This is a genomic window from Comamonas sp. C24C (genome assembly GCF_053345995.1).
The window spans coordinates 24447-34779 of the sequence record NZ_JBKFBC010000013.1 but is presented as its reverse complement, the minus strand read 5'-3'; the positions used below and the strand labels follow the sequence as shown (position 1 = coordinate 34779).

The 10333-nt window shown below is 63.5% G+C and carries 10 protein-coding genes; all 10 read right to left on the bottom strand.

Annotated features, from left to right (window positions below):
• Positions 1-1132: amidase (locus ACLBXN_RS20760; RefSeq protein WP_447613411.1), on the bottom strand; the 1132-nt coding region annotated here is incomplete at its 3' end.
• Between the two features lie 95 nt (positions 1133-1227).
• The gene (locus ACLBXN_RS20755; protein WP_447613410.1) at positions 1228-2382 is read right to left on the bottom strand and encodes an acetyl-CoA C-acetyltransferase; all 1155 of its coding nucleotides are present in this window, start codon (positions 2380-2382) and stop codon (positions 1228-1230) included.
• On the bottom strand, positions 2379-3518 hold the full coding sequence (locus tag ACLBXN_RS20750) for an acyl-CoA dehydrogenase family protein (RefSeq protein WP_447613409.1): 1140 nt from the start codon (positions 3516-3518) through the stop codon (positions 2379-2381). The genes ACLBXN_RS20755 and ACLBXN_RS20750 overlap by 4 nt, the downstream gene beginning before the upstream one ends.
• A 17-nt stretch (positions 3519-3535) precedes the next feature.
• Positions 3536-4690 carry an acyl-CoA dehydrogenase family protein gene (locus ACLBXN_RS20745; protein WP_211455527.1) on the bottom strand — a complete coding sequence of 385 codons (1155 nt, stop codon included), beginning with the start codon at positions 4688-4690 and terminating at the stop codon, positions 3536-3538.
• 28 nt (positions 4691-4718) lie between these two features.
• The gene (locus ACLBXN_RS20740) at positions 4719-5477 is read right to left on the bottom strand and encodes an enoyl-CoA hydratase family protein (protein ID WP_447613408.1); all 759 of its coding nucleotides are present in this window, start codon (positions 5475-5477) and stop codon (positions 4719-4721) included.
• A gap of 22 nt (positions 5478-5499) precedes the next feature.
• Positions 5500-6588 (bottom strand): NAD(P)H-dependent flavin oxidoreductase, encoded by a 1089-nt coding sequence (locus ACLBXN_RS20735; RefSeq protein ID WP_447613407.1) that lies wholly within the window; start codon positions 6586-6588, stop codon positions 5500-5502.
• Positions 6585-7487, bottom strand: coding sequence for an enoyl-CoA hydratase (locus ACLBXN_RS20730; protein ID WP_043005847.1), 903 nt, complete (start codon positions 7485-7487; stop codon positions 6585-6587). Before ACLBXN_RS20730 ends, ACLBXN_RS20735 begins: the two co-directional genes overlap by 4 nt.
• A gap of 1 nt (position 7488) precedes the next feature.
• Positions 7489-8259: a CoA-transferase subunit beta gene (locus ACLBXN_RS20725; RefSeq protein ID WP_447613406.1), complete on the bottom strand. Its 771-nt coding sequence runs from the start codon at positions 8257-8259 to the stop codon at positions 7489-7491.
• A gap of 12 nt (positions 8260-8271) precedes the next feature.
• Positions 8272-9150 carry a CoA transferase subunit A gene (locus ACLBXN_RS20720; RefSeq protein WP_043005850.1) on the bottom strand — a complete coding sequence of 293 codons (879 nt, stop codon included), beginning with the start codon at positions 9148-9150 and terminating at the stop codon, positions 8272-8274.
• 16 nt (positions 9151-9166) lie between these two features.
• A complete protein-coding gene (locus ACLBXN_RS20715) occupies positions 9167-10069 on the bottom strand; it encodes a VOC family protein (RefSeq protein WP_447613405.1) in 903 nt (300 codons plus the stop codon).
• Positions 10070-10333 lie beyond the last annotated feature (264 nt).

Below are 10333 nucleotides of genomic sequence, written 5' to 3'. Positions count from 1 at the left end.
GGGCCGCCTGCAGCGCGGCCCAGTTCAGCGGCTCCAGTTCGTCCTCGCGCACGGTGCGACCCAGCAGCTTTTCACGGGCTTCGACCGCCGCAAGCAGACCGACAGACATGCCGCCCCCCATGCCGGCAAAGATTTCTGCCACCGGCAGCTCGGGCATGGCTTCCTCGATTTCATGGCCCAGGGCTGCACAGAGCTTTGCGGCCTGATCCACTGCGGCCAGGCATTCGGCATGCACGGGCATGCCGAAGTGATTTCTGCGCCACACGGCAATGCGCAGCTTGCGCTCGGGCAGATTCAGCGATTGCAGATAGCCACCTTGCACATCGGAGCCGGGTCGCACGCGCGAGCCCGGCTCCGGGCCTGCCGTCAGGTCCAGCAGCAGAGCGCTGTCGCGCACGCTGCGGCTGATGACATGGTGAGCGGCCAGCCCCACGGCACCGTCGAGTGCAGCGGGCCCGGCAGGCACGCGGCCACGGCTGGGCTTGAGACCGAACAGCCCGCAATGCGCTGCCGGGATGCGGATGGAGCCGCCGCCGTCGCTGGCGTGGCCTACAGGCACGATGCCTGCGGCCACCAGAGCCGCCGTGCCGCCCGATGAACCGCCGGCCGTGTGGGCGGGGCTCCAGGGATTGAGGGTTGCACCGTAGAGCCTGGACTCCGTGGTGGTGGTCATGCCAAATTCAGACGACGCCGTCTTGCCGAAGATATTCAGCCCCGCCGCCTTGTAGCGCTGCACCAGCGTGGAGTCCTGCCAGGCCACGGCATCCTTGAAGAAGGCGCAGCCGTTGCTGGTCACGCTGCCGGCCATATTCATGCCCAGATCCTTGAGCACAAAGGGCAGGCCCCAGAGTGCGGCCGCATCCGTTGCCTGCTTGCGCGCCTCTCGACCCAGCTGCGACAGCTTTCTGGCATGCTCGCGTGCCTGCTCGTAGTCCTTGATGACCAGGGCATTCAGGCGCGGCAAGGCCTCCACGCAGGCAATCGCAGCCTCCAGCATTTCAAGCGGGCTGATGTCTCCATGACGCAGCTGCGCTGCAGCGCTGATGGCGTCCGCCGGTGCCAGGCTCCGGGTGCAGGCCGCCGTATCCACCGCCGCCCTGCGGCGCGGCTCATCTGTCGCGTCGTCTTGCATGTCCTTGTCTCCGTTGATTTTCTGGACGACTTGCTCAACCGCTCACACCTGAACTCCGGGGCAGTGCAGGCACTGTCGTGCCTGCATGCAAGCCGTCAGAGACGTTCGATGATGGTGACGTTGGCCTGACCTCCGCCTTCGCACATGGTCTGCAGACCGAAGCGACCGCCGGTGCGCTCCAGCTCGTGCAGCAACGTGGTCATGAGCTTGGCCCCCGACGCCCCCAGCGGATGGCCCAGTGCAATCGCGCCGCCGTTGACATTGGTCCTGGCGTGGTCGTAGCCGGTTTCCTTGAGCCAAGCCATGACCACGGAAGCGAAAGCCTCGTTGATCTCGACCAGGTCGATGTCGGACATCGTCATGCCCGCCTTCTTGAGCGCATATTCGGTGGCGGGAATAGGCGCTGTCAGATGCCAGATGGGATCATCGGCGCGCACGCTCATGTGGTGAATGCGGGCGCGGGGCGTGAGGTGGTAGCGTTTGAGCGCAGCCTCGGACACCACCAGCACGGCAGCCGCCGCATCGCAGGTGGAGCTTGAGACGGCTGCAGTGATGGAGGGATAGTCGGGATCCACCGGCTCCAGCGTGGCCATCTTCTCCAGGGTCGAAAGGCGTGCCGTTTCGTCCATCCTGAAATCGCCGAATGGCACGATTTCACGGTCGAAGCGCCCCTCGGCAATCGCCTTCAGGGCCCGGTCATGGCTTTCCTTGGCAAACACTTCCATGTCGCCGCGGCTCAGGCTCCAGTGGTCGGCAATGCGCTGGGCAGCATAGAACTGGTTGACGGGCGCGTTGCCGAAGCGGGCCTGCCAGCCCTTGCTCTCGGCAAACGGCGTGCTAAAGCCCAGAGGCTGACCGGCCAGCATGGCCGACGAGATCGGAATCGCGCTCATGGTCTGCACGCCTCCGGCCAGCACCACATCCTGCGTGCCGCTCATCACGGCCTGGGCCGCAAAATGAATGGCCTGCTGGGACGAGCCGCACTGGCGGTCGATCGTGGTGCCGGGCACATTCAGCGGCATGCCGGCCGCCAGCCAGGAAGTGCGGGCGATGTCGCCGGCCAGGGCGCCGATGGTGTCCACGCAGCCAAAGATCACATCGTCGTAATCGGCTGCGGGAATGTCGTTGCGCTCGACCAGCGCCTTGATCACATGAGCGCCGAGATCGGCGCCGTGCACAGCGGCAAGAGAGCCCTTGCGCTTGCCGGTGGGCGAGCGCAGTGCGTCAACGATATAGGCCTGGGCGCTCATGCAGCCACCTCTTCATCCATGTTTCTGATGGCATCCTGCGCAGAGCAGGAGCCGCATGAATCGACCTCCCGATCAAAGGTCGCGCCAGGTCCCACGGGAGCATTGGGACTGCGCAGCAGGCCCTGGGTCAGGCGTGCCGCGTGGAATGCCTTGTCGCCCCAGGCGGCATCCAGCACCCAGGCACGCTTCATGAACATCTGCAGATCGACTTCCCAGGTGTAGCCCATGGCGCCATGCACCTGCAGGCTGTTGCGCGCGGCAAACCAGCTCGCTTCGCTGCACTGGAGCTTGGCGTGCGAGATACGCACGGCCAGATCGGGTTCGCCATGCTGCAGCGCATAGAAGGCGCGGTAGAGCACGGGTTTGGCAAACTCGATCTTGGTGACGATGTCGGACAGGTGATGCTGCACTGCCTGGAAGCTGCCGATGACCTTGTCGAACTGCTTGCGCTGTGCCACGTAGTCCACAGACAGGTCCAGCATGCGCTGGGCCAGGCCCAGCATCTGGGCAGCGGCGGCGAGCGCGCCGCGCTCGCCTGCAGTGTCCCAGACCTTCTGGCCCTGAGTACCGTCGAGCAGGCGGGTCGTATCGGATGGCGTCCAGCGTACCTGCGACAGGCGACGCGAAGAGTCGATGCTGCTCAGCGCCGTGATCTCGCACTGCTCGGGCTTGAGCAGATGCAGTTCCAGGCCGGTGGCCGTGGCGTGCGGCAGCAGCAGCACATCGGCCAGCGCGGCATCCGCCACATGGGGATTGACGGAATGACCCACGGCCACGCGGCAGCTGCCCGCAGCGATCCTGGAGAGCCAGACACGGCTTTCATGCCCATCATGCAAGGCGCTCAGCATGCCCACGGCCACATAGGCGGTGTCGCTCAGGGAATCGGGCAAGGCGTAATAGCCCACCTCCTGCAGCAGCAGTGCCCAGTCCACATCGGCCAGGCCCATGCCGCCATCGGCTTCGGGTGCCGACAGGCCCATCAGGCCCTGCTCGGCAATCCTGGCCCACAGCTCGGGGCTGCGGCCGCTCGGAGTTTCCCAGATGTCGCGCAACAGCTCGGGAGCCGCTTCGGTCATCAGAAAGCGGCTGATCGAGTCGCGGAATGCGATCTGATCTTCGGTAAAGGTGAAGTCCATGATTGTCTCCCTGCCGGTCAGGATTTGGGCAGGCCCAGCATGCGCTGGGCGATGATGTTGCGCTGGATCTCGTTGCTGCCCGCGTAGATGGGGCCGGCCTGCGAGAACAGGAAGCCTTCCAGCCATTCGTTGGCCTCGGCGTCATCGATGAGCTCGGCCCGCGCGCCCAGAATGCGCATCGCGGTCTCGTGAATCATGATGTCCAGCTCGGACCAGACGATCTTGTTGGTGCTGGCCTCGGCCCCGATCTGCGCGCCCTTGTGCAGGCGACCCACCGTGTGATAGGAGGACAGCGTGTACGCCTCCGCCCCCTGCCAGGCACGCAGAACAGCATCGCGGATGGAGTGATCACGGTCGGCATCGACCTGGTTGCGCAGATACAGATCCACCAGCTTCTGCGCACTGCGCTGATAGCGGGCGGGAGAGCGCAGGAGCAGGCCGCGCTCGAAGCCCGCGGTGGCCATCGCCACATGCCAGCCCTTGCCTTCTGCACCCAGCAGGTTCTCCGCAGGTACCTCGACATCGTCGAAGAAGATTTCGGCGAAGTGTTCACGGCCGTTGATGGCGCGGATCGGACGCACGGTGATGCCGGGCGTGTTCAAGGGCACCAGGATGTAGCTCAGTCCATGGTGGCGGCTCGATGCAGGGTCGCTGCGAAACAGGCCGAACACCCAGTCGGCAAAGATGGCGCGGGTGGACCAGATTTTCTGGCCGTTCAGTATGAACTTGTCGCCCTTGCGGATGGCGCGACTGCTGATGGCCGCCATGTCGGAGCCGGCATTGGGCTCGGACCAGCCCTGGGCCCACATATCGTCGCAGCGCGCCATGCGGGGCAGAAAGCGGGCCTTCTGCTCGGGTGTGCCGAACTCCATCAGCGTGGAGCCCAGCAGCAGGATGCCGTTCTGGTTCACGCGGGCTGGCGCATCGACCGCCCAGTACTCTTCCTCGAAGATCAGCCACTCTGTCAGGTCGCAGCCGCTGCCGCCCAGATCCTTGGGCCAGGTCACGGCGCTGTAGCCCGCGCTTGCCAGCCTGGCTTCCCACTGGCGGTGCTGCTCGAAGCCCTCGCGGGTGTCATAGCTTTGCAGACGCTGCCTGGGCACGTTGTCCCTGAGCCATTCACGTACCTGGGCACGGAAGGCCTTCTGCGCTGGGGTGTATGTCAAATCCATGGTTGTCTCCTCTTCGCGCTATCGGTGCTCAGAACTTGGCGTCGCGCTTTTCCACGAAGGCGCTGCGCGTCTCGGCGGAGTCGGGGCTCATATAGGCTTGCAGGGTGAAGCCCTGCTCCCAGCGATACTTGTCTTCGAGATTGCCGTCCTCGATGCCGGTCAGCGCCTCCTTGGCGATGCGGATCATGGCGGGGCTCTTGGCGGCAATCCGGTTGGCGATGTCCATGGCGGTGTCGCGCATCTGCTCGCGGGGAACCACACGCTCGACGGCCCCCAGGCGCAGGGCCTCGGCCGCAGCCACCATCTCGCCCGTGAAGAACAGGTAGCGGGTTTTCTGCACGCCGAACATGCGCTGCAGATGGGCGGCCCCCCCCATGGCGCCGCGGTCCACTTCGGGCAAGCCGAAGGTGGCGTCTTCAGCCGCGATCACAATGTCGGATGCGCCGCAGATACCGATGCCCCCGCCCAGCACAAAGCCGTGCACGGCGGTGATCACCGGCACCTTGTTCAGATGCACGGCCTTGAAGGTGGCGTAGTTGCCTGCGTTCACCTCAAGGATGAGCTTGTCGTTCTCGGCCAGCTCCTTGATGTCCACACCGGCGCAAAAGCCCCGGTTCTCGGCGCGAATGACGATCACGCGCACCTCGGGCCTGTCGCCCAGCGCCTGGATTTCCCGGGCCAGACCATTCCAGCCGGCGGCATTCAGGGCATTCACCGGAGCGCGGTCGATCACCAGCTCTGCCACGCCGTTGTCATGAATAGTGGAATGAAATTGTTGAGTGGACATATCCGGTCTCGTTGGCTTGTTGTTATGCAGGAGTCAATGCGTTCAATGCGTTGCGACGGTCCATGGCCTGGCGGACGATGCCGCCTATCACTTCCTCGCAGCTGTCGAGCCTGCCGATCAGCGCGGCCACCTGACCGGCGGACATCACGCCATCGGCCGGGTTTCCATCGACCATGGAGCGCTGCAGCAGCATGGGTGCGTTGGCGGCCATCACGGTCTGGGCCACCGAAGAAGAATCCTCGCGCAGTGCTTTCATGAAGATGCTCAGGGCCTGACCCGTGGTCATGCCGGTCTCGGCCTTCCACTGCAGTGCCAGGCTCAGGGCAATGCGCAGGCGTTTCATGGGACTGGCCTTCTCCAGCATGGCCAGGTATTCGTTGGGAATCATTCGCTGCGGCATGCCATCGACCAGATGCGAGATGGCGATCTTTTCCGCATCCGTGGCGGCCAGATAGCGCTGCAGCGTGGCACCGGGCACCTTGGCATCACTGGTCATCAAAAACCGCGTGCCCATGGCAATGCCCGATGCGCCGTAGGCCAGCGCAGCCAGCAGACCACGCCCGTCATAGAAGCCGCCGGCGGCGACCACCGGGACCTGGACCGCATCCACCACCTGGGGCAGCAGCACCGTGGTGGGCACGCTGCCGGTATGGCCGCCCCCTTCACTGCCCTGCACGGTGATGGCATTGGCGCCCATCTCGATCGCCTTCTGGGCGTGCTTCAGGGCTCCCACGGTGGGCATGCAGACGATGCCGGCCTCGCGCAGCCGGCCTATCACCTTCTTGTCCGGGCCGCGGCCGTAGCTGACCGCACGCAGCCGGTACTTCACCGCCAGATCCAGCAGTTGCTGGGCGTTGGGCTGGAACATGTGAAAGTTCAGCCCGAAAGGCTGGTCGTCGGTCTCGCGCTTGACGCGCAGGATTTCGGCCTCGATCCTGTCGGCAGCAATGGTGGCACCGGCCAGGAAGCCGAAGCCGCCGGCATTGGTGGTCCCAATCACCAGATCGGCCCCCGCCACATAGCCCATGGCCGTCTGGATGACGGGGTAGCGGCACCCCAGCAGGTCGCAAAGAGTAGTGCGCAGACTGCCCATGTCGTTCATATTGCTCATGCCTTTGACTCTTCTTTGTTGGCCTTGGCCATGGACCTGGCGTCCTGGCCGCCCAGTTGCCCCATGCCCATCGCCTGGCTGTGTGCGTGGGCAAAGTGGTGGTAGCCAAAAGCCATGTCCATGGTGGAGCGCAGGCCCTGCAGTTCCTCGGCCTTGTTGACGACCAATTTGGTCAGCGCCATGCCCAGACGCGGCTGGGCCGCCATGCGCTGGGCCATGGCATAGACCTGGTCCTCAAGCTCGGCACGCGGCACCACGCGGTTGACCATGCCCATCTGGTAGGCGCGCTCTGCCGGCATGCGCTCGCCCAGCAGCAGAAACTCCTTGGCAATGCGCGGATGCAGCTCGTGGGCATGGGCGAAGTACTCCACGCCGGGAATGCCCATGCGCACCACGGGGTCCTGGAAAAACGCATCGTCGCTGGCCACGATCAGATCGCAGACCCAGGCCAGCATCAGGCCGCCCGCCACGCATGCGCCCTGCACCATGGCAATCATGGGCTTGGGGATCTCACGCCAGCGCCGGCACATGCCCAGATAGACCTCCTGCTCGCGGGCAAACAGCTGCTCTCCCCCGGGCTTGTTGGTGTGATCCCACCACAGGTGGACGCGGTCGAAAGGCTTGTTGATGTCGCGGCCGGGCGTGCCGATGTCATGACCCGCGCTGAAGTGACGGCCCTCGCCACGCAGCACGATGACCTTGACGCTGTCGTCATCGGTCGCCTTGCGCAAGGCTTCATCCAGCGCATAGGTCATCTGCGAGTTCTGCACGTTGTTGAACGTGGGCCGATTCATGGTGACCGTGGCAATGCCGTTGTCCACGCTGTAGAGCACGGGCTCGCCGGTTTCATAGACAGCCTTGTCCTCACGCGTCACAAATTCGCTGGATGCATGCTGCATATCAGGCTCCCATGGCCGTAGCGCGCAGATTGTGCGGATCGAGCTGAGCCAGCAAAGCCAGTTGCTCGGGCGTGGGATCAGGCGTCACGCCCACGTTCTCGGGAACGTGAATCGGAAAGCCGGTGGCTTCCCTGACCTGTGCCGCAGTCACGCCGGGATGCAGCGACACCAGGCGCACCTGATGGCTGGGACCGCCGAAGTCCATCACACACAGATTGGTGAAGATGAAGCGGATGTCCGTGGTTTCCTCCAGCGTCCAGCCCTTGGCCAGGCGCGCGCTGTTGTAGCCCACGCTGCCCACTGCATCGACCTCGCCCGACACAAAAACCTTGGTGCTGTGATTGGGCACGAAGAAGGAGTTGGCGTGGTTGATGGAGTTGCCGGGAAAGCCGCGCACGCCCAGCATCATGGACTTGGGACGGGCGTAGTCGCTGCCCACCATGGAGATATTGCCCTGACCAAAGCGGTCCACCTGCACGGGCCCCACCATGGCATGGCGCTTGCCACCCCAGACGTTGTCGAAGATGCGCGAGAAGCCCATCCAGTTTTCACGCTTGATCTTGTAGTCTCCGCGAGGGCCTACGGGCACGGGCTCGTTGACCACCCAGGCCTCGGAGTCCGTCATGATCAGATCGGTGTTGATGGACCGCATGCACAGCGAGGCCGCCAGTCGCGGCACCAGGCCGATGCCGGTGGCCAGTACCTCGCCGTCGTTTTCCCAGGCACGTGCCGCGGCGCAGATGACGCGATCTACCAATGCAATTTCACTCATCTCTTGGCCTCCTCAGAACACAGGCAGGGGCAGGCGCTTGATTGCTTCCATGCCTCCCACTTTTTCCAGATATTCCTGCTCCGTGCACTGCACGTATTTCTGCTGGTAGCTGTCCCAGCCGCCCTCTTCCTTGCTGCTGGCCACGTATTCCTTGAAGTGCTTGACATCAAAGCCATACAGCGGCGCGCAGGACGATGGGTGGGCACCACCTGGCAGGTGCACCACGCCCGTGGTTTCGGAACGCTCCCAGAACACCAGGCGCGCGGCTTGCTCCGACTCGAAGCTGCTGCTCTCGACCAATTCGTCGCAGCTCACAAAGGTGTTGGTTGCGGCGCGCGCAAACAGGTCGTCCATGTAGATGTCGGGGCCGGCAATCTGGCAGACGCCGCGAGAGTCCGCGCGATCCACATGCAGCAGGGCCACATCGAGATTGATGGCGGGCATCGCCACCCATTCCTTGCCGTCGTAAGGCGACTCGATCAGGCGGATGGAGCTGTTGTGCTTGAGCACATCGGTGCCCAGACCGACCCGGGTCGGGATATAGGGAATGCGCATGCCGGCCGCCTTGAGGCCCAGCACCATATGACCCTCGTCAATTTCCATGACTTCGATCTCGCCGCTCTGGCGCGCCTTGCGGAAATAGGGCTCCAGCGGAATGAAGTCCAGCGACACGAAGGCGAAGATCAGCTTCCTGACCTTGCCGGCCGCGCACAGCATGCCCACATCGGCACCGCCATAGGCCACCACGGTCAGATCCTTGACGGGGCTGCGCAGCAGCTCGCGCACCAGGGCCATTGGCTTGCGCCTGGGGCCCCAGCCACCGATACCAATCGTCATGCCGTCCTTGATGGATGCCACAACGTCCTTCGCTGTCATCAATTTATTGGCCATGTCTCCAAGCCTCCTATCAGTTGTTTTCAGGGCGGCCCACGCTGAAGTCGTGCCCCCAGAGGCTTACGGTCGTGAACTCATGCGTGATGTGGTGATCCCAGTCGATGATGGCGCCGCCATAACCGAACTCCAGGTCGAAATTGGAGGGCGTCTTCATGTAGAACGAGATCATCTTGTCGTTGGTGTGCTGACCCAGGGTGGCCGACAGCTTGACCTGGCTCTTTTGCATGCGGTCCATGGCACGGCCCACTTCGGGCATGTTGTCGACCTCCACCATCACGTGCACGCAGCCCGATGCGGAAGGGAACTCGGCCAGGGCCAGGCTGTGGTGACGGCCGTTGGCGCAGTGGAAGAAATGGATGCGGACCGTGGGACCGGCATCGCCTGCAGGCTTGAAGTTGTAGATGTCCGAAAGACCAAAGCCCAGCACATTGCGCACAAAGGCAACCGTCTTGTCGAAGTCGGGCGCGGGCAACACGGTATGGCCAAGCCCATAGTCACCGGTGACGAAGCGCGAGACCCCCTGAGGCGATGCGAAATGACTGAAGTCGGACTTGAAGCCCCAGACGATCTCGTGACGGTTGCCGGAAGGATCGGTCACCACGGCCAGCTGCTGCACATGGCGCTTGGCGCACAGTTCGGAGTTGCCCAACTCATAGTGCACGTCGGCCGCCTGCAACACCTTGAGCGCCTGTTCGAAAGCCTCCTTGTCGGCCACTTCCCAGCCGGATGCGGAGTACTTGTCCATGCTGCCAGGCTGCACCTGGAAGCGGAACTGACGCTCGTCCATCTTGATCAGCAGATCGCCATCGGCTGTGGTGCTGGGCATCATGCCAAGCACATCGCGTGCGTAGCTGACCCAGCGATCCAAATCAGAGCTCTCGGCGACAACGTACGCAAGTCCACGTATTTCCATCATGATGTCGGGGCCTCCAACCCAAATCCTGTAGTGATGCTGAGGATTCTGAAGAGGAGAGTCTTGGCAAACATCGTCCATTGAGACTAACGATTTGCGGCCGATTTACCCAAATTTCATAGCATCTTTACCAGATTCGACATGCGATTCAGCGCAACAGACTAGAACGCTTTACGCCCTTGCGAGCAGACTGCTCCGGCAGGCCCACAACAGCCGTGAAAACCCGGAGTACAAAAAAGGCCGCATCCCCGAAGGAAATGCGGCCAA